This window comes from Spirulina subsalsa FACHB-351 (genome assembly GCF_026130165.1).
GTDB classification, from domain to species: domain Bacteria; phylum Cyanobacteriota; class Cyanobacteriia; order Cyanobacteriales; family Spirulinaceae; genus Spirulina_A; species Spirulina_A subsalsa_A.
In genome coordinates, this window is sequence record NZ_JAIHOM010000046.1 from 16,720 (window position 1) to 36,971 (window position 20,252).

At 47.8% G+C, this 20,252-nt stretch carries 16 protein-coding genes and 4 pseudogenes; 6 read left to right on the forward strand and 14 right to left on the reverse strand.

The window, feature by feature from the left end; translation table 11 throughout:
- Positions 1–111: 111 nt before the first annotated feature.
- The 9 genes and pseudogenes from K4A83_RS11010 to K4A83_RS11050 all read right to left on the reverse strand — a co-directional run bounded on the left by K4A83_RS11010 (position 112) and on the right by K4A83_RS11050 (position 8,068).
- Positions 112–501: a type II toxin-antitoxin system VapC family toxin gene (locus K4A83_RS11010; RefSeq protein ID WP_265264587.1), complete on the reverse strand. Its 390-nt coding sequence runs from the start codon at positions 499–501 to the stop codon at positions 112–114.
- Complete coding sequence (locus tag K4A83_RS11015) at positions 498–740, reverse strand: hypothetical protein (RefSeq protein ID WP_265264588.1); 243 nt, start codon at positions 738–740, stop codon at positions 498–500. Before K4A83_RS11015 ends, K4A83_RS11010 begins: the two co-directional genes overlap by 4 nt.
- 62 nt (positions 741–802) lie before the next feature.
- Positions 803–4,414, reverse strand: coding sequence for a helicase-related protein (locus K4A83_RS11020; protein ID WP_407809994.1), 3,612 nt, complete (start codon positions 4,412–4,414; stop codon positions 803–805).
- Positions 4,415–4,419: 5 nt separating this feature from the next.
- Complete coding sequence (locus K4A83_RS11025) at positions 4,420–5,007, reverse strand: Maf family protein (protein WP_265264590.1); 588 nt, start codon at positions 5,005–5,007, stop codon at positions 4,420–4,422.
- Positions 5,008–5,142: 135 nt separating this feature from the next.
- Positions 5,143–5,688: a photosystem II reaction center PsbP gene (psbP, locus tag K4A83_RS11030; RefSeq protein WP_265264591.1), complete on the reverse strand. Its 546-nt coding sequence runs from the start codon at positions 5,686–5,688 to the stop codon at positions 5,143–5,145.
- The gene (locus tag K4A83_RS11035; RefSeq protein WP_265264592.1) at positions 5,685–6,212 is read right to left on the reverse strand and encodes a GrpB family protein; all 528 of its coding nucleotides are present in this window, start codon (positions 6,210–6,212) and stop codon (positions 5,685–5,687) included. The genes psbP and K4A83_RS11035 overlap by 4 nt, the downstream gene beginning before the upstream one ends.
- A 101-nt stretch (positions 6,213–6,313) precedes the next feature.
- Positions 6,314–6,484 carry a photosystem II assembly protein Psb34 gene (gene psb34, locus K4A83_RS11040; RefSeq protein ID WP_017305832.1) on the reverse strand — a complete coding sequence of 57 codons (171 nt, stop codon included), beginning with the start codon at positions 6,482–6,484 and terminating at the stop codon, positions 6,314–6,316.
- Positions 6,485–6,607: 123 nt separating this feature from the next.
- Positions 6,608–7,429: pseudogene (locus K4A83_RS11045) on the reverse strand (HisA/HisF-related TIM barrel protein); the annotation flags it as partial.
- 114 nt (positions 7,430–7,543) lie between these two features.
- The gene (locus tag K4A83_RS11050) at positions 7,544–8,068 is read right to left on the reverse strand and encodes a DUF4330 domain-containing protein (RefSeq protein WP_265264594.1); all 525 of its coding nucleotides are present in this window, start codon (positions 8,066–8,068) and stop codon (positions 7,544–7,546) included.
- A 64-nt stretch (positions 8,069–8,132) separates the two neighbouring features.
- On the opposite strand from K4A83_RS11050, the gene K4A83_RS11055 reads away from it, so the two are divergent.
- From K4A83_RS11055 to K4A83_RS11065, 3 genes are all read left to right on the forward strand, one after another.
- On the forward strand, positions 8,133–9,347 hold the full coding sequence (locus K4A83_RS11055; protein WP_265264595.1) for an extracellular solute-binding protein: 1,215 nt from the start codon (positions 8,133–8,135) through the stop codon (positions 9,345–9,347).
- A gap of 80 nt (positions 9,348–9,427) precedes the next feature.
- Positions 9,428–9,727, forward strand: coding sequence for a YggT family protein (locus K4A83_RS11060; RefSeq protein ID WP_265264596.1), 300 nt, complete (start codon positions 9,428–9,430; stop codon positions 9,725–9,727).
- A gap of 1,170 nt (positions 9,728–10,897) precedes the next feature.
- The gene (locus K4A83_RS11065) at positions 10,898–12,910 is read left to right on the forward strand and encodes a tetratricopeptide repeat protein (protein WP_265264597.1); all 2,013 of its coding nucleotides are present in this window, start codon (positions 10,898–10,900) and stop codon (positions 12,908–12,910) included.
- On the opposite strand, the gene coaE is transcribed toward K4A83_RS11065, so the two are convergent.
- Complete coding sequence (coaE, locus tag K4A83_RS11070; RefSeq protein ID WP_265264598.1) at positions 12,877–13,506, reverse strand: dephospho-CoA kinase; 630 nt, start codon at positions 13,504–13,506, stop codon at positions 12,877–12,879. The genes K4A83_RS11065 and coaE overlap by 34 nt on opposite strands.
- Positions 13,507–13,580: 74 nt before the next feature.
- Between coaE and secG the strand changes: the two genes are divergently transcribed.
- Positions 13,581–13,811, forward strand: a complete 231-nt coding sequence (gene secG, locus K4A83_RS11075) for a preprotein translocase subunit SecG (RefSeq protein WP_265264599.1) — start codon at positions 13,581–13,583, stop codon at positions 13,809–13,811.
- A 410-nt stretch (positions 13,812–14,221) separates the two neighbouring features.
- Here the strand turns inward: secG and crtA are convergent, their stop codons facing one another.
- From crtA to K4A83_RS23885, 4 genes and pseudogenes are all read right to left on the reverse strand, one after another.
- Complete coding sequence (crtA, locus tag K4A83_RS11080; protein ID WP_265264600.1) at positions 14,222–15,091, reverse strand: cyanoexosortase A; 870 nt, start codon at positions 15,089–15,091, stop codon at positions 14,222–14,224.
- Positions 15,092–15,376: 285 nt separating this feature from the next.
- Positions 15,377–16,174: a cistern family PEP-CTERM protein gene (locus tag K4A83_RS11085; RefSeq protein ID WP_265264601.1), complete on the reverse strand. Its 798-nt coding sequence runs from the start codon at positions 16,172–16,174 to the stop codon at positions 15,377–15,379.
- 176 nt (positions 16,175–16,350) lie between these two features.
- Positions 16,351–18,087: an ABC transporter ATP-binding protein gene (locus K4A83_RS11090; RefSeq protein WP_407809995.1), complete on the reverse strand. Its 1,737-nt coding sequence runs from the start codon at positions 18,085–18,087 to the stop codon at positions 16,351–16,353.
- Positions 18,088–18,339: 252 nt separating this feature from the next.
- Positions 18,340–18,453, reverse strand: a pseudogene (locus K4A83_RS23885) (transposase); the annotation flags it as partial.
- Positions 18,454–18,630: 177 nt separating this feature from the next.
- Between K4A83_RS23885 and K4A83_RS23890 the strand changes: the two are divergent.
- Positions 18,631–19,001: pseudogene (locus K4A83_RS23890) on the forward strand (hypothetical protein); the annotation flags it as partial.
- Between the two features lie 234 nt (positions 19,002–19,235).
- A pseudogene (locus tag K4A83_RS11105) lies at positions 19,236–20,252 on the forward strand (hypothetical protein); the annotation flags it as partial.

Genomic DNA, 20,252 nt, shown 5'->3' on the forward strand with positions numbered 1-20,252 from the left:
CAAAGTATAAGGATAGAGCCAATCTTGACAAGTTAAGCCTTTTCTCCTCTTGTCAAGGTCAGGTAATAGGCAATCTTGACCAGTGAAGACCCAAAGTTAGAAGTCAAGAGCTTATTTGAGCGTCTTCACATCAGGATAATTAAGAATTTTTGCATCGACAGTTAATAAATGACAATCATAAAATCTGGCCGTTGCTACAATAAGTTGGTCAAACGGGTCACTATGAAAACCATTTAATGTAGTTGAATCAACTACTATTGGTAATGTCAAATCTAATAGCTGTACTCCCGGATAAGCCAAAGCATTATCTAACCATTCATTAATAGGTAGGGGCAAAATTAGTCTATTTTTTTCGACTAATTTTGCTACTTCCCAACAAGAAAGAATGCTGACTCCTAAACCTTCTTGCTCATAATCTTGTAACCACTGTCTATGTTTTGCAGTCAGTCGAGAATCGTTTTGCACCCACCAAACCCAGATGTGAGTATCAAGTACAATCATTGCAAAACTTCCCAATCTTCCAAAGCAACGGGTTCTGTGGGGTCATCATACCGATATGGTTGTGTGTCATGCAAAGGATAACGATTTTTATCTAATTGAACTTTTGGTGCTGCTTGGTGATGTGGAGTTTTAGCTGACAAAATAATCACTTCCACAGCATCCCCAGCATGAAATGGTAAACCTTGCAATGTCAGAGTTCCATCTTCAGTTAAAATAACTTCAAGTTTGTGAGCGTTCATTTTACAACTCCTAACGCTAGGGTGAGGACTAAAGTCCTGACTACGAACTGAACAAGAAAATACTAACTTGGCTCACTTCCTTGTTGCCACAATTCCCGCCAATTGTAGTTTATGCTGGTGACGGCAAAATCCGGCTCTTTTTGAAAGGGACGCTGTATATAGCGAATCACACAGCCATTATCCCCTACTTTGTAAGTTCCCTGTGATTCTTTGACCTTCCACACATCACCCTCATTAAAGTTCTCCGACTTAGGCACTTGCACCAGCGCCAAAATAAAATCATCGGGTTTATTCAGGGCGGTGATAATTTCATTTTTGGTTACTGTCACCGTGTCTGCTCCCTCTATCCGCCCCTTAACTTCTATAAACCGCAGCCGTCCTGTACCGGGAATGCGAGACTCTATATCATAGCCCCATTTGTCACTACTCACGTCTTTAGGTTCATACCCTAACTGCTGTTCCGCATTTATTACCGCTTCCATAGCCAGTTTTTCCACCCGTTGCCTTTCTTGGGCAAAGGTACGAGCGATCGCCTGACGCTTCCCTTGCAACCGTTGCAGTAACCCCATTGATACCACCAATGCACCACCAACCACTACAGGGGGTAGGGGAGAAAGACGGCGTTCCTGCTTTAATTCATCCATCCGCTTGTGTAACCGCGCTTGCAGTTCATCCGCTCTCGTTCTAGCTTTGGCTGAGTTAATTTTAGCGTTTACCTTGCCAGCCTGTTCTTGCTGTGCCAAATCGTGGGTGCGGTGATCCCAGTAAGTGATTTCCTTAGTCAGTCGGTCTTGCACGGCCGCCATGGTCTTGTCGATCAATTCTTCCTTGTGCTGCTTGATGTCTTGGAGGTGTTGGGGGACGATGTGGGCGATCGCATAAGCTGCGGCCTGTGCTTCAATATCATTGAGCAACCACGATTGTTCTAAGATGGGTTCGAGCAAAGCTTGGTCTGCCTCTTTAAGAGCCTGATAGTTTAAATAAGGTGCGTACCCGGCATTTTTAACGATTAAACCATCATCCCCTAAACCTTCATCCCCCTCACCCCTGCCGACTGGGGAGGAGGGCATAATTTCCACATACTGCATTCGCCGCGACACAATCCGACGATTACCAGCCCCATCCGTGCGGGCATCTTGAATAGAGTGTTCTAAGTACACTAAGGCGCGGACTTGTTCGCTAGGGTCGTTTTCGTCCACCAGAATACTGCCTTGTTTGAGAACATCTCTGTGGCGTTCTAAGATCAAGTCAATGGTGGCATCAAGTAGAGGATGACCCGGACAAACTAAAGCGGCCAATGGCTTACCCGAAACGCTAATGAGTTGCTTGTCAAAACAAATCCGTTCATAGCGTGGCAACATTGCATCCCGCGTCCCTAAAACCCGTCCTCGGTTGCGAATCATGGCGGGAACATGGGTTATTTCGTAGCGGTGGGTTTCTCGCTCTCTGACTGTTCCCCCTAACTTGTGAAAAGCTTCTAAGAAAAAAGAGGCGACGAAGTGCGGCTGTAATTTCCGGGCTTCGGCTCGTTCCATATCTTCCCGAATTTGCCGGACTCTGGAGGTGTCCATCCTATCTCGGGCTAAGGCTTTTTCTTCTAACAACTGTTGCAGGCGTTGGCGGTCTAGGTATTCGGCGACAACTTGGCCGAGTCGGGCTTTAATTTCGGGAGAGTCACCATAGCGAATGGCTTCTATCAGCAATTCTCGCAACTGCACACCATCAATGGCTTTACCCAGAACATCAAAGACTTTACCTCCCAAGGCATTCTTTTCAATTTCTAGCTTTTTCAGTAGTGCTAGGTAGACATCGCCTTCACGGGTTTCTTTCGCGACGAGATTCCACAAATGACAAACTTCGGTCTGTCCGATGCGGTGAATGCGCCCAAAACGCTGTTCTAAGCGGTTGGGGTTCCAAGGCAGGTCATAATTGACCATCAGGTTGGCCCGTTGTAGGTTAATTCCTTCCCCGGCCGCATCTGTAGCAATCAAGATTTGTACATCTGGGTTTTGGGTAAAGGCTTCTTGAGATTTTCGCCTTTCTTCCCGTCCCATGCCCCCGTGAATTGTGACCACAGCTTCAGAATTGCCCAAGAGGGTCATAATTTGCTGTTGTAAGTAATTTAAAGTGTCACGATGTTCGGTGAAAATCACGAGTTTCCGGCGATAACCCTTAACATCAAACAGTTCAGGTTTATTTTGCAGAATTTGGGAAAGTTCCTCCCATTTTTTATCGGTGCCACTCCGACGAACTCTCAAGGCTAACTGCTCTAGTTTTTGTAGTTGGGCAATCTCAACTTTTAGTTCGGCAATGGTTCGCGCTGCTGAGGCTTGATCTACAATTTCTTCTTCTGTCGCTTCCCGTTCATCACTGGGAATATCTTCTTCAAACTCGTCTACATCTTCAATCAGGACGCTGGACAATTCAATCTGGGCATCACTGGCCCGCTTGGATATTTCTTCTTCTCGCAGGCGTTTCTGCAAGCGTTCCCGCCGCCGTCGCAGTGACTGATAGATGGCTTCGGGGGAAGAGGCTAAACGACGTTGCAAGATGGTTAAGGCAAAGCCTACGGTTCCCTTACGGCCTTGATTATCTAAAGCGTCAGCACGGTTAAACTCTTCGCGGACATATTCTGTGACTTGTTTGTAGAGGACTGCTTCTAGGTCAGAAAGTTCGTAATCTACGGTATAAGCACAACGTTCTGGAAAGAGGGGGGTGCCGTCAAATTTGAGTAAATCTTCTTTAACGAGTCGCCGCATGAGGTCGGAGGTGTCGCAGAGGTGAACGCCATCCCGAAATCGGCCTTCAAAGCGATCGCCATCTAACAGAGCCATAAATAGCTGGTAGTCCTCCTCTTTGCCGTTGTGGGGGGTGGCAGTCATCAGCAAGAAATGGCGGGTGATACGGGACAGGAGTTTCCCGAGTTTGTAGCGTTTAGTTTCTCTGATCTCACCCCCAAAAAAGGAGGCGGACATTTTGTGTGCTTCGTCGCAAATCACTAAATCCCAGTCGGTTTGCTCTAATTTGGTTTGCAAGTCATTGTTACGACTGAGTTGATCTAAGCGGGCTATGACTAGGGGGATTTCGGCTAGGGCGTTACCCGTGCGGGCTGCTTCAATGCGATCTTTGGTCAGAATTTCAAAGGGGAGGTGAAATCGCTGGTATAACTCATCCTGCCATTGGGCCGCCAAACTGCCGGGGCAAACCACAAGGCAACGATGTAAGTCCCCCCGAATGGAAAGTTCTGCCATCAGCAAGCCCGCCATGATGGTTTTACCTGCACCTGGGTCATCAGCTAGGAGGAAACGCAAGGGCTGGCGGGTGAGCATTTGCCCGTAAACTGCGGTGATTTGGTGGGGTAGGGGTTCAACTAAAGAAGTATGTACGGCTAGCAGGGGGTCAAACAGATGAGCCAAGCGAATCCGGTGCGCCTCGGAGACTAGGCGCAATAGTGAGCCATCGGCGGTAAAATTCCAAGGGCGGTCTTGAGTGACTATTTCTAAGGTGGGTTCGCGATCGCGATAGAGCAATTCGTTCCCCGGACGGCCACCTGCGTCCTTGTAGGTCAATTCAATGACATCGGAGCCAAACCATTTCACGTCAACCACTGAAACCACTTCGTTGGGCAAAATGCCTCTAACTGAGCTTCCTTTAGTTAATTCCTCTAGTCGCATCTCCTCTACCAGAATTGTGTAATGCTGTACCCCAGTTCGTTGAGCATCTGGTGCAGCAGGGGTAAACTTAGGCCAATGACGTTACTATGACAGCCTTCTAGTTTCTCCACAAATAACCCCCCTTGACCGTCAATGGCAAAACAGCCTGCACAGTTCATGGGTTCTCCTGTGGCAACGTAGGCCTCGATAATGCGATCGCTAATGTCGGCAAAATGAACAATCGTTTGACCACACCGAACTATTTTTTGCTGTTTCTGGTGGTGTAATAAAGCGTGTCCGGTGTAGAGGATTCCGGTGTTGCCGCGCATTTTCTGCCAACGTGCGATCGCCTCTTCTGTTGATTGGGGTTTCCCGTGAATCTCCCCAGCCACGGATAGCACGGAGTCACCCCCCAACACTAGGGCATCGGGAAACTGGGGGGCGACGATTTCGGCTTTGCGTTCAGCGAGGGTGTTCACTAATTCTACAGGATCCTCACACTGCACCAAGGATTCATCAAAACCGCTTTTTTGTGCGATCGCCTGAATTCCCACTTGTTGTAACAATTGCAGACGGGCTGGGGAAGCAGAACCTAAGACAAAACGGGGAGACATAGCGAATGGGGAATAAGTTGGGGAGTCGGGAGTCGGGAATAATTCACAATTGACAATTGATAATTGTCAATTATTAATTCCCTTCTCTCTTCTCACTTCGCGGGGGAGCAGGGGAATATTCTAGTCCCCGTTCTCTTAGTAAACCATAAAAGAGCGAACCACGGCATTAAATACCCCTTTAACCTGGGGCCAACGTCTCTCAACCGTTGATAAATTAAACGTGAACAACTGACCCTGACTCACCGCAACACTCGCGATATTATGCCGTTTCTGTTGATTGGCAAAAGTCACCGCATATTCCAAAATATAATAAACATTTCCCTCGTTTTTTTCTAACTCCGCACTGATTAACTCCACCTCTCGCTCTAAATTCTTCTGATTTGTTACCTTCAAAAAACGATAACCCACCTCAGAAGGAGTCCCTAACTCACTCAAGGTTTTATCGGGAGGAACATCACTAATAATCAGACTTAAATTCTCACTTTGTTCTACAATGTCCCGGAACACCACATCCACCCCCTCAGATGCGTCTTCAACCATCACCTGTACCCAGCCATTGGGATACTTAAACTCATAGCCTTGGTTCGCTGAAACATAGGTCTGTAAATTTCCCACCCCCGCTGTGCAGGCTGTAAGTAACACCAAGATTACTGATAAAAATACAATTAAATTTTTTCTCATAATTGCTCCTCTTGAAACCAGTCTTTTGCTTTTTGCTCAAGAATTTTAATCAAGCCATCCTTCCCGTCCATATATTTTTCAATGTCAGTAGGATACTGTTGCGCTAAATCCTGCTTAAGCTTACTATAAAATTGTGCATCTTTTGGGTGATTTATCAAATAATCCCTAAACATGAGATGACGTTGAACCTGTTCTGAACCTGCCGGAAAAATATGAACATGATGAGTCCTCACTCCTTCTGAATTTTCTTTGCGAAAATAACGACGAGTAACAATGCCAAATTCTCCCATAACTTGATAACCCAGTCTCTCCATTGCCCCATTATATTCATCGACTTGTCCAATATCCTGCACTTCTACTAAAAGATCAATAATGGGTTTAGCATGAATTGAAGGAATGGCCGTGCTACCAATATGATGAATTGCCACTACATTCGCCCCCAATACCGAGGCAATGTGTTCAGCTTCTGCGACAAACATTTCTCCCCATTGGGGATTGTAAGCAACTACTTCAACCTTTCTCATTTCAGCAAAAACTGTCCTAGAATCAACAAAAATAAGGGCGTATATCTACGCCCTTGCCACTATATTGAAGCTAAAAGTTTAACAATCTAGGAATTAATCACCTAGGAAATAGAGAAAGCAATAAAAATTACACCAGAGACTAAAGCCAACGCGGCAGCACCCGCAATGATGTAGTTTCTTTGTTCTTTCTTGGAAGGGGGTTCAGCAACATACATTTTAGGTTCTGCTGCAAAATTGTTGAGCCGGCCGCCTTCTTCTTGGGTATAGGGCATTTGTTAAAACCTCTTATCTACGTCGAATCCTGCCATTTTGGGGCAGTTTAGAGCGATTTTGTTATGCGTAACAAATCTTTACATTGATTGTAACGCAAAAGAGGGCAAATGCAACCTGCGCCCTTAAACAATTGTTCCGGTGAGGGGTGAACTCGCGCTGGCGTAAGCCTTACAGGGGATGCGTCCAGCGAGATAGGCCAAACGTCCGGCGCGGGTAGCTTGTCCCATCGCTTCGGCCATAAAGACGGGATTTTGCGCCAAGGCGATCGCACTATTAATCAATAACGCATCCGCCCCCAACTCCATCGCCGCCGCCGCCTCACTAGGTGTTCCAATCCCCGCATCTACCACCACCGGGATTTGAGCCTGCTCCACAATAATGCGAATATTATCAATATTGCGAATGCCCATCCCCGAGCCAATGGGAGAACCTAAAGGCATCACCGTAACACAGCCAGCGTCCTCTAAATGGCGCGCTAACAGGGGGTCAGCATTAATATAGGGTAAAACAGCAAAACCTTCCTTAACTAGCTGTTGAGCCGCTTCTAGAGTGCCGATGGGATCCGGTAACAGATACTTGGCATCGGGGATCACTTCCAACTTGATGAAATTATTGTCTTCCTGACCTAATAACTTCGCCATTTCTCGCCCCAAACGGGCTACCCGTACCGCTTCCTCCGCCGTTTTACAGCCTGCGGTATTGGGCAACATCCAAATTTTGCCCCAATCAATGGCTTCTGCCAAACCTTCATGACCGGGTGCTTTCGTTTGGACTCGTCGCACAGCAACGGTGACAATTTCGCAGCCACTGGCCACAATACTCTGTTGCATCACCTCCAAACTGGGATATTTCCCGGTTCCCGTCATTAAACGGGAGCTAAAGGTACGTCCAGCAATCACTAAAGATTGATCGGTAAAGGGAAAGAGTTCTGTTGATTGGGGGTTTAGGGTACTCGCAGATGACATAATTTTTTAAGTCCGAATGCGGATCATGCAATTAGGTATTTTACCCTTTTGGGGGTAGGGCGTGGGGGTTAGTCCAACCTTGTTCCCTGTTCCCTATTCCAAAATTCGCACTTCAATCACACTGCCGCGAAAATTATATTCCGGTGCATCTAATTCAATAGGAGTTCCTACTTTAACTTGACTGTTGCCTAAAACCGGACCATTGGGGGTGATTTGGGCATTACCGCCGAGGGTAATCATCATATCGGCACTATATTCAAAGGGGCGAGGATCTGGGAGAGCGGCGGCGGAACCATCGGGCTGAGGAACAACGACTTGTCGTTCTAGGGGTGTAACGGATTTGATTTCCACAGAGCCACTGGGTTGATTGCGTAATACAATATTGGTGCGTTCCTTGGCGGCTAAGGTTTCAATAAATCCTAGGGGGTTACGAACACTGAGGCCTCGCACAATGACATCCACTTCAATGGGTTGACCACTTCCCCCTTGTGCCAAAGGACTAGGACTGCCGGGGATGAAAAAAATGCCAATAATGACGAGTAAAATCACCACAGCCGCCCCAAAATCGAGGATGCTGAGTTTACCGAATAAACGACCTTTGGAATCTAAAATGTTCATGTCCTAGACTAATGGTGAAAGCAATCCGATCATCAGTGTTTCCGATTGTACCTTGTGAGTGTGTATGATTACTCGTCGCGGTTTTTTACGTCATAGTGTGGCTTTCAGTGCGGGGGCGGCTCTTGCCCCCATGTTAACGGGGTGTGGGGTAGATGATGCCTTAACGTTAAGGATTCAACTGTTGAATCGTTCTTTGCCTCTGCGCTTAATTGGGCAGTTTCGTAACGGTTTACCGACGGGCAATCGTTTAGCCGTGGTGCCAGAAGCCCAGTTAGAACAAATTTTTGACCTGTTGAAAACGTGGCAGACTATCGCCCAAGGGGAGAAGGTCAATCAACCTTGGTGGAATCGGATTCCTTTGGTGGGAAAACCGCTACCAACTCAGGCGAATTTAGTCAGTTTGGGGGATGCTTGGCTACAATCTGCGATTGAACAGGAATATATCCAGCCCCTCGGTGAGGTTGAACAGTGGCAGGGCTGGGAAAATCTGCCCAGTCCTTGGCAAAATGTGGTGAGACGGGATCGGGAGGGCAATTATGATGGACAAGGGGAGATTTGGGGCGCGCCCTATCGTTGGGGGAATACGTTAATTGCTTATCATCAAGATGCTCTGAGGTCGCTACAATGGACTCCCCAAGATTGGGGGGATCTATGGCATCCGGATTTGCGCGATCGCCTCACCGTGATCAACCAGCCCCGAGAAATCATCGGCCTCACCCTGAAAAAACTCGGCTACTCTTACAATACCCCCGACCTCAACGCCGTTCCTGAACTCCTCCCGGAACTGAAAAAACTCGCCCAACAAATTAAGTTTTATAGTTCCACCCATTACCTACAACCCCTTGTGATTAAAGATGCTTGGGTCGCTGTGGGCTGGTCTTCTGATATTCTGCCCTTGATGCAGCAATACCCCCAAATCAAAGCCGTTGTTCCCGCCTCGGGAACAGCGCGCTGGGTGGATTTATGGGTCAAACCCCAAGGAAGCAACAAGCCCGCCCTAGACCCTCTCCTACAACAATGGGTTGAGTTTTACTGGCAAACTCAAGCGGCCCAAAATATCACCCTGAACACCAGTGGCACCTCTCCCATTCTCCTCACAGGCGATCGCACTACCCTACCCCCTGACCTCCAAAATAACCCCCTCCGTCTCCCCCCCCTTGAAGTCATCGAAAATAGCGAATTTTTGTTACCCCTCCCAGACTCCACCACTCAACAATATGAAGAATTTTGGCGAGCCATGCGCACCTCTGACCTGAATAGAACCGCCCCGAGTTCATGAGATGACCCTCCTGGCAGTCCTCTTGCTCTATTTCCGATAGAATGGGAAAAACCTATAAGTACAGGACATTTTTTTTAATCATGAGTCCAGAAATTATCAACCTCTTAGTTCAGAGCCTTTCTAATTTTCTCTATATCTACTCTCTCCTGTTGTTGGTGCGCGTGCTACTCAGTTGGTTTCAAACCGCAGCCTGGGCCCAACAAACCATGTCATTCCTTAGCCCCATCACAGACCCCTACTTAAATATCTTCCGCTCTTTTATCCCCCCTCTAGGCGGTCTGGATTTATCCCCCATGTTGGCCTTTCTCGTTTTAGGTTGGGTGGGCCCGGTGATTATTCAGGTACTGGGTACAGTCCTCTACAGTGTTGCCCGCTTCTAAAACCCCGATTTTTCCCTTGATTATGCCCCAACCTACACCGGATTTTTCTTTTTACAAAAAATAACCTTAGAATCCGGGTGAAAATTGCAGATTATGGCTACAATAAGGTAGTTTTTCCAGCTTTCCCTTGATTTAGGGTTGATCAATGACCTCTGAGACGGTTAAAACCTAGGGTTAACACCAAACCTAGGGTTAACACCAAACCTAGGGTTAACACCAAACCTAGGGTTAACACCTAGGATAGATTTTCCCTAGTATCAGGGGATTACCGAGAAGTGGGAATCCCCGTCGCTTTTAGGGCGGGGAGTTATTAACATCAGGAGGCCTCAACCGTGAGGTGGAAAAGGTGAATTGGAAAAGACTGGGCTAAATCACAGTTTTAGTCTCCCATCACCTTGCATCTATATAATATTCGACCCCATAAACATCTCCGAAAACCCTATTTCAGGAAGGGCATAGTGGTTTTTTGTGCCTAATTATAGGAGATGTCTAATGGCCAGATATCCAGATATGTCTAATTAAGTCGTTAGACTGATCTTCTCTAATAGACACCAGACACTATTGCCAACCTATCTGAGTCGTGCAAAAAAGGCTCGCTTGGAATACAAATAGGACAATAGCCCAGAGTTCACGTCTCATTCAGACTAGCTAGATTACCTCCCAAGTGGGGGCAACTCAAGGAAAAAGCACCGACGAAACCGCCTAGATTACCTACTTCTTGAAAATTTGGCTTGACAAATTAGGACGCTTCCCGTTTCCTGACGCAGGTCAGAACGCGGGAAGGGTGAACTTATACGGATGATTCATGGGTAGCGATTTAGCAATGATGAGTCAAAAATAGCCAAATATCAGCCAAATCAACGATGGGAGTCTAAGCACAATTGCTATAACCTAAAACCGTTTCCGTTTCTAGAATATACGAGTGAGGAGAGATGAGTCATGGAACATTCACAGGTGTCACCTCGGAGTCATGTCAGGAAGTTTAATGAGTCTTATGAACAAGGATTGCATAGAATCGGGGGAGGCAAGATAGGGGGAGTGTCCCATAGGGGTTCTCCCCCCCAACAGGACCCCAGCCCCAGAACGACGAGAACAATCCAACAGCCCTCCTCAAGGCGACCAACAGGAGACCGAACCGATTTTGTAGAGGGGCAACAGAAACAGTCGACCGTGAATGTACCGACCGTGAATGTTAGCTTAAAAAATGTTAAGTTGGGGGGCAAATCCGCCCAGAAACAGTCTAACTCCAGACCAACGGAGCATAAAGGTCAGGGTGGTAAACTGTTCCATCGTCCCCCAACTTATCCAGTGTCTAAAAATCAACCCCCTCAACCCTCTACACCTGAACCGACGACATCCCCCACTTCCTTCTTGTGGAGTTGGCAACTCTGGGGGGTGATGGTGATCATTGTGACGGGAACGATTGGTTTTAGTGCTACGGCCTTATTAACCAAGTCTCCGGCCATGCCGAATTGTCCCTCTATGTTCTGGCCAACTGCTTCGGCTTCAATGCGGTTGTATTGCGCGGAGTTAGCGGCGAATAAACAAACCATTGAGGACTTGTTAGAAGCGATTCGCTTGGTGGAGGATTTGCCCCTTGATCATCCTCTGCGAGGGGAAATTGACCGCAATATTGAGAAGTGGGTGAATGATTTGCTGGCTTTGGGAGAGCAGGAGTTTCAAGAGGGGCGCTTACAAGAGGCGATCGCATTGGCCAATAAAGTTTCCCAATATTTGCAAGATCCAAGCATTGTACAGGAGCGGATTGAGCGTTGGAATGAGGTCTGGCAACAAGGGGAACAAATTGCAGAAGAGGCAGAAAGTCATATTAAGAACGCCGCTTGGGGTTTAGCGTTTCAAAATGCGGCTCGTTTGACGAGATTGAATAATCGTTATTGGGCCAATACCCGGTATCGGGAGTTATTTGATTATTTAGAGTTAGCCCGTCGGGAAAGTCGCCAACTGGATGAAGCTTATACAGCCCTCAATCGGGGGGGTTTAGATAACTTGCTACAAGCCATTGAACTGGCTCAAAATATTAATGACCGAAGTTCGGCCTATGCGGAAGCTCAAATGCTGATCAGTCGGGCTGGGGATAAAATGATTGATCTGGCTTTGGAATTGTTGCAAGAGGGGAAATGGCAGGAAGCCATGCGGGTGTCTAATCAGATTCCCAGCGAGTTGGGGTTAACAGAACAGGCACTAGATATTAATATGTTGGCGGAAGCAGCATCAACGGCCAGTTATGGCACGGTGCGCAATTTAGAAGATGCGATCGCCCGTGCCATTCGTGTCACCCCCGGCCGTCCCCTCTATCGCCAAGCCCAAAAACTCGCCCGACAGTGGCAACTCGAAGCAGAGGCCGTGGTGCAATTAGACCAAGCTGATCAATTGGCCCGAGATGGTCGCCCCAGTTCCCTCAATGCCGCCATTGCCCAAGCCCGCTTAGTCACCCGAGAGAATCCCCGCTATTCCCAAGCTCAAAGCAGAATCAGCGACTGGACGCGGCAAATTCAAACCCTAGAAGATCGACCCCGTTTAGAACGGGCCCAGAATTTTGCTCGTCAGCCGGGTCTAGATAGCTTAGAACAGGCGGTGGAAGAGGCGAGGCAGATTGATCCCAATCGTCCCCTCTATCGGGAAGCCCAAATGCGGATTCAACAGTGGGAAAACAATATTCAACAAACGGAAGATCAGCCTATTTTAGATGAGGCGATGAACTTGGCGACTCAAGGGAATTTCCGGGCGGCCATCCAAACCGCGCAACGGATTCAACGGGATCGGGCGTTATACAATGAAGCCCAATCCCGGATTAGTCGTTGGGAACGGGAAGTGAATGCCCAGCGCCTGCTCGCCCAAGCCCAACAACTCGCCCAACGGGGAACGCCAGAAGCCCTTAATCAGGCGATTAATCGGGCTTCACAGGTGCCTAATGAGTCGTTATACCGTTACCAGAGTAATCAAGCCGTACAAGTCTGGAGTGAGCAAATTCTGGCAATGGCGCGGAATCGAGCGGGCAGTGATTTACGGACGGCTATTGCGATCGCCTCTCAAGTCCCCCCCAACACTCCCGCCTACAATGCCGCCCGTTCTCAACTGGAAATTTGGCAACGGATTCTCAATCCCTCCCAGTCTGCTCCGGCTAATGATTATCTCGATGTACAGGATTGGGGGAACTTGTAGCAACGGGTGGAGACAATCCGATCCACCTCCTGCTGTAAATGCTCTCGCTGGCCGTTGTTTTCAATCACAACGTCCGCTAGAGCAATTTTTGCATCTAAGGGCATTTGACTAGCAATGCGCGCCTGTGCCGCTTCTCGGGACAACTGATTGCGTGTTTGTAGACGGGTCAGTTGTTGTTCTGGGGAACAGGACACCACCCAAACTTCCCCCACTAAATCGGTCATCTGGGCTTCAAAGAGTAGGGGAATGACTAAAACCACCACCGGACTTTCTAGCGTCCTCATTTCCTGCTCAAAACGCTCTCTGACGAAGGGATGGATTTGGTCTTCTAACCATTGCCGTTCCTTGGGGGTGTTAAAAATAATGTCCCCCAGTTGAGGACGGTTGAGGGTACCATCAGAGTTCAGGAGACTGGGGCCGTAGCGCTGTGCGATCGCCTCCAAAATCACCGAACCTGGTTCCACCGCTTCCCGCGCATAGAGATCCGCATCTAAAATAGGCCAACCATAGGCCCGGGTCAAATAGTCCGCAACGGTACTTTTACCCGTTGCAATTCCCCCCGTTAAACCGAGAGCATAGGGCAGATTGTTCACCATCACCGCAAGGTTGCAATTCCTGTTAGCATTGATAGGGTATCAAAATCTTGGTTGTAGTGAGTTAAAAACTTAAAATGACTATTGTTCAACTCTTTCAAATCCTTTGGACGCTTTCTGCATTGTTATTGATTATTTTAGTTTTACTACACAGTCCTAAAGGGGATGGACTGGGAGGAATTGGTGGTCAAGCGCAACTGTTCACCAGCACCAAAAGTGCCGAAACCACCCTTAACCGCGTGACTTGGACTTTAAGCATTTTATTTGTTAGTCTCACGGTGGTTTTAAGCGCAGGCTGGTTAGGTTAGGTCTTGTTTAGGAGCAAGAAAGAATATCTAGGGTCTGCTGAAAAAGCCCAACGCTAGACTCAACAAGGGAATTGATAATTGATAATTGACAATTGATAATTGATAATTGACAATTATTTCCGACTCCCCCGCTCCCCTGCTCCCCGAGTTATTCAGCAAGCCCTATCTAGGGCTTATGGGGCGCTGAAGCGCAACTACGAACCTAATTCCCGACTCTCGATGGGGCGCTGAAGCGCAACTACGAACCTGATTCCCGGCTCCCGATGGGGCGCTGAAGCGCAACTACGAACCTGATTCCCGGCTCTCGATGGGGCGCTGAAGCGCAACTACGAACCTGATTCCCGACTCTCGATGGGGCGCTGAAGCGCAACTACGAACCTAATTCCCGGCTCCCCCTCTCCACTTTGCGGTTAAGATAAACTGGGAGGATCGAGTTTTTCCGATGTCGGTTCTTGCAATAACCAAAAACAAAACCCCGCTAAAAAGGTAACAGAAATGAGCGAGAAAATTAAAGATCCATCCCCTTCATGCCAGTAGTAAAAAGCCTCTCCATCTCCTCCCGCTACTAACATGACCATAAGAATAACCCGCAGACTATTCATGAAAAACCCCAAAACAAACGAGAAAACCAGTAAAACTGCTTTTTTTCCGTGACTTTGAGGAAACATAATTAAAAATAAAACCCCAAGACCGAATAAATGGGAAATGCCTTCCGCCCCGGAACATCCTTCCCGCACGTTCACCGTTGCATCAGGTAGGATTAAAAAACTCCCCACATGGGAAACATCAAAGCCACTATACCAGAGTAGAAATGCGGTAAAGTTTGCGGTAATGGCTGATAAATTAATGACGTAATAAAGTACAAGATAAGGAAGACTTAAAACGGCTAGAATAATCAGTTCTGGAATGTATTGTTTTAAGCCTTTAAATCCTGACGCGATTAACATTAACCCCCCACCAAAAAATAGAGGGAGAACGGGTAAAAATCGAGGGTTTAAGGACACATTAGCGGGGAGATTTGTCCAGAGTAAAAATAAGCCAATTAGCACCATACCGAATAGGGTTGCTAGAGGACTACTGACTAGCTGGAGGCTCTGGCGTTTTTGGTAAATGAGATAACCGATAACTCCGAAGAATAAGAGAACCGTAGAAATAAGATTAGCGTCATCACTTAGCCAAACCAACTGACCATAGATGGCGATTAAACCCGTGGTAATCCCTAATAACCAATACTGGGGAGAGTAAAGATAACTCAGGAGACTGTTTTGCTCAAGCTTCATGAATATTCACGGGCGAGAAGACTAATTTCTGTTCTTTTAATGGGAGAAACCGGGTTTCTGATTACGGCGGCTCAAATCCCCAGATGTTTGGCTTTTAGAGCAACAAGAAAAAGTGCTTGGGTCATGAACTTTGACATCCGCCCCGCCGTAAACGGACGGGGATTCCATCTATTTCAACAGGTCAAAAATTGACAATTGTTGAAATGCTGGATGGGATAAGCACGATTTGTTAGGGAGAAAAATCTCGAACCACCTTCCGAGGATTTTCGATGGGATTAACCGGGGTTAGGCTTCGACGCTTTTTTTCCGTTTGTCGTATTCTTTTTTCAAACCTGCACCAAAGGCTAAGGCTAATCCTGTGCCTAGGATGGTGAGAGGTTCGGGGACTTCTTCGACATGACCGGAGCCGGCTAACTGATAACTGTCGGCTGAGGTTTGGAATTTGATGGGGAAGTCGGAGAGGGTGGCGGATGAGCCGCCTAAACTAGTGGTTCCTGTGGAAAAGTCTCCAAAAATCCGTAGGCTAAAAGTGTCTGTCGCTCCGGCAAACAGACCTTGATTGACGTTTCCTCCAGAACAGTTGTTAGCGGCGTAGACACAAATATCAATGTTTTTGAAGCCGCCTGTAAAGTTAGGGGTGCTGTTGAGTCTCACATCATCAAACACGCCCCCTTGGTTGAGGAAACTGACACCTGTTGCATTGGGGTCTACCCCAAACCCAAAGCTCATAATGTTGGCATTGGTGAGGGTACTGAGTATGGTGGTGTTGGTCAGACTAATGGTTAAGTCCATGTAGCTGCTAGTAAAGGCACTCAGGGTATAGGTGGCACTAGCACTGAGGTCTTGAGTGAGACTCCCATAGGGGTCACTGGGACTGGCGGGTAATAACCAATTGGTCATGAAGCTGCCACCCACATCATCTTGAGTCATGCCCACAGTCCACAGGGGTTGTGCTGGATTCCCTGCTGTGTCGGTGGTTTGGGTAATGGTAAAAGCTTCTGCGGGCAACATGACTGAGGAGGTCAGTAGGACTCCCGTTGCAATGCAAAGGCTGGTGGAAAGTCGGCCAAGTAATCTATCCATAATTAAACCCTTGAGGTAATCAACGACTTGGTAAGTGTTATCGAGTAGATACTACGAGGGTAGTCTCTACTGGATTGATCAAGTCTACCCAAAAATACGCAAAATGTCTGTAAAGTTTCCGTGAATTAGCGGAGATTTTGATTAATCTTTGTAACGGGAAGGGGTTTGAGGAGGGATTACTCCGTGAAATCTTGGAGATGGGGAGTTTGGGTAGGTTTGCTCCCGGTTTGGACTTGCCAGAGGTTGGCATATACCCCTTGTTGGGCGACTAGGGTTTCATGGGTGCCTTGTTCGACGATTTGGCCTTGTTCCATGACGTAGATACAGTCGGCATGGCGGATGGTGGAGAGACGATGGGCGATCGCAATTGTGGTTCGGTTTTGGGTGATATGCTCTAGGGAGCGACTGATAGCGGCTTCGGTTTCGTTATCGACGGCGGAGGTGGCTTCGTCGAGAATGAGGACGGGTGGGTTTTTTAGGATGGCACGGGCGATCGCAATTCGTTGCCGTTGTCCCCCGGATAACTTTTGACCTCGTTCCCCCACAATGGTTTCATAGCCTTGGGGAAGTTCCAGAATAAACTCGTGGGCTTCGGCGAGTTTGGCGGCGTGGGTGATCTCCTCTGGGGTAGCTTCTGGGCTACCGTAGGCGATATTGTCCCCCACGGTGCCATGAAAGAGAAAGACCTCTTGGCTCACCCAAGCAATGGCTTGTCGTAAACTGTGCAGTTGAATATCCCGCAAATCTACCCCATCTAAGGTAATGGTTCCCTGTTGGATTTCGTAGAGGCGTAACAGTAATTTAACGAGGGTACTTTTGCCCGATCCTGTGGAGCCAGCAATCCCGATGGTTTGTCCGGCGGGAATATGCAGGGAGAGGTTTTTAATCACTTCCACCCCATTCCCATAGGCGAAATTAACGTTTTTTAGTTCAATCGCCCCTTGAACCTGGTCTAAGTATAAATGGCCGGAGTGAATGAGAATGGGGGTATCGAGAAGATTCATCACGCGCTGGGTGGATGCCATGGCACGCTGATATTGATCGAGGGTTTTCCCTAATCCGGTGAGGGGCCAGAGTAAACGCTGGGTCATGAATACCAAGACGCTATAAGTCCCTACGGCTAACTGGCCTTCGGCGGCTTGGACTCCCCCAATCAGGAGGGTAGCGGTAAAGCCAAAGAGAATGGCAAAGCGAATCAGAGGGATAAAAGCGGCGCTCAGTGCGATCGCCCGATAATTACTTTGACGATAGGCCTCACTGTCAATCCCCAGTCGTTGGATTTCGTAAGCTTCGGTGGTAAAGCTTTTGATCGTAGTAATGCCGCTTAAATTATTGGACAAACGGGCGCTTAATAAACTCACCTGTTCCCGCACTTGGGCATAATAGGGCGAGAGTTTATTCTGGAACACAATAGACCCCCAGACAATCACCGGAATGGGGATCATGGTCATCCAAGCCACCGTGGGAGCGAGTATCAGAAAACCCACACTAATAGAAATAATGGTGGTCGTGATTTGTAGGATCTCGTTTGCGCCAATATCCAGAAACCGCTCTAACTGGTTAATATCATCATTGAGGATGGAGAGGAGTCCCCCGGTGCTGCGTTCTTCAAAAAAGGACAATTCTAAATCTTGCAGATGACTGTAGGCATCTAAGCGGAGGTCATGTTGAACATTTTGGGCTAAATTCCGCCACAGTCGGTCATAGGCGTACTCAAAGATTGATTCTAAGCCCCAAATAATGAACGTTAAGACCGATAAAATCAATAATTGACCAAAAATGGTCTCGAAGCCCCATTGAGCCAGTAGAGAGTTTTGCTGTTCTACTACAATATCCACCGCCATCCCAATCAATAGGGGAGGGGCGAGATCAAAGAGTTTATTGAGAACGGAACAAGTCCCAGCTTGCCACATCAGGGGACGGTATTTGCGCCCGTAGCGGATGAGACGCTTGAGGGGATGTTTCACGGAGGGCGGTTTTTTGTTGTTCAAGGGCTTTTTCAGTGCGCCAGTCAAGGTTCTTTCGGTTGGTGTCAATTACAATTTTACTGCAATGTTGGCTTGAAGGCTCTCGGTTTCACCGATGAGATGAAAAGCCAACCAATATAGAAACAGCGAAGCACAATTAATACTCTGGAGAGTCTTGGCTCTCCACAGATTTTTTAATAAGAACTCTAAATGTTCTTTCTGGAATACTTTTCTCCGATATTTAGTCACCAACACAATATGAACAGTAAGATTAAATGTAGCCCTGCGGGTCTTAGAGTAATTGGCTTCCATAACTATTGGCAGCTTGTACGGTGAGATGATATTATGATAATATAACACATTGGGCGGTCGAGTCAATGCGAGTCATGGAGTTTAAGGTTAAAGCTAAACCAAAACAACAAGTCGCTATCCTAGAAGCTATTAGAATAGGACAGTTCATTCGGAATAAATGTCTTAGACTCTGGATGGATTCCAAAAGAGAAGATAAAGAGGATTAGGCTGCTCAAAAGGGCTGACGGATTCTATTGCCAATTTGTCCTAGACCTTGAACGAGTAGAACCCCTTGATTATACAGGAAAGGAAATAGGAATTGATGTGGGCTTCAACCATTTCTTGACGGACTCCAATGGAGAAAAACTAGACAATCCTCGATTTCTTCGTCAAGCTGAGAAGCTAGGACTCATATTTGTTCTTGTGGCTGTGTTCTAGACAGAGATGAAAACGCCGCTATCAACATACTTCGTAGAGCCAATACTGTCGGGCGGACAGGAATTTAAGCCCTCGGACAGACTACCCACTGTCTATTAGGTGAGAGCTTAGTATATAAGGTAACTGGTTGAACAGGGAATCCCTCGCTTTTAGCGATGGGAGCGTCAATTGATTATGTCCCGTTTGAGGGGATCAGAATATCACAAGTGGGTTAGCATTTTCGCGGGTTGGGTCATTGAACAAAGGTTCTACACCAAAAGATTTCAAGTCTGCAAAGATGTCAGGTACACTAATCCGTAGAATGAAGACTGGCCTTTGTATTGTCTCGGCCTGAGACGCTGTGAATCCTTCTATCTGAAAGTGTTATGACTCCAGTAGACCCCCCGAATCAACCCCCTCGTGATGATGAGATGTTAACCCCTCCGCCTCCTGCGGTTGAGTCCTTGGGTGGGTCAGGAGAAGACCCGTCAACGGGAGAGCCGGGGGATGATCCTGCTCTAGAGGCTGTTGCAAGGGCAAGGTCTGACGAGTTCTCAACGGAGGACCCAGAGGTTACTGGAGCAATACCCGATAGCGGTAGACTTGATAGCTTTAGTCCTTGGGATGATCCCCTACCGGAGTCGGGGGGGGATTTGCCCGAGTCTCAAGCGTCTAAGGTGTTAGATCAACTTTCAGGAACCGAGGAAATGGTTCTTGACCGGGCGCAATCCTTACAGGAGGCGGACTGGTTTGCTTTGGCGCGGAAATTACGGCAACGGAATCGGGACTTATTAAAACGGGTGGCGGCGCTGGAACAGTCCTTAGCTCAAACTCAGGAAGAGTTACAGGGGTATAAACGCCGCTTGTCATTGCAAGAAGGTTCGCGATCGCACCATCAAGCCGCCCTAGCCGCCCAAAATGAGGACTTACAAACCGCCCAAGCCCAAGTTAATCTACTATTTGAAGAACTAGAAGCCTCCCACAGGGTCGCCCAACGGCAACACCTTCTCATTGAAACCCTCACCGCCCAACTAGAGGCCGCCCAGAGTCAGATTGTCCATTTAGAACAGGAATATCAACGGGCGCAACAACGCTATCAGGTGCAAGGGTCAGTATTACTAGAAGCGGCAGAAAATTCTCAGGAACTGCGCGATCGCCTCATCCGCCAACAACAGCACACGCGCCAATTCAAAGCAGTCCTAGACCGTTGTCTGAGTCCCTTAGAAGAACTAGAAACCGAAAACCTCGCCTCGGCTTGGTCAGAAGAAGATGATGACGTAGAGGATCTCACCCAACCCGCCTCCCTAGAAGCCTCAGAAACGACCCTAGAAGCCATTTCTCGCCCCGTTGAACCGGAAAGCGAGGAAACCCCCCCCAGTCCCTCCCCCCACCCAGAAGCCACC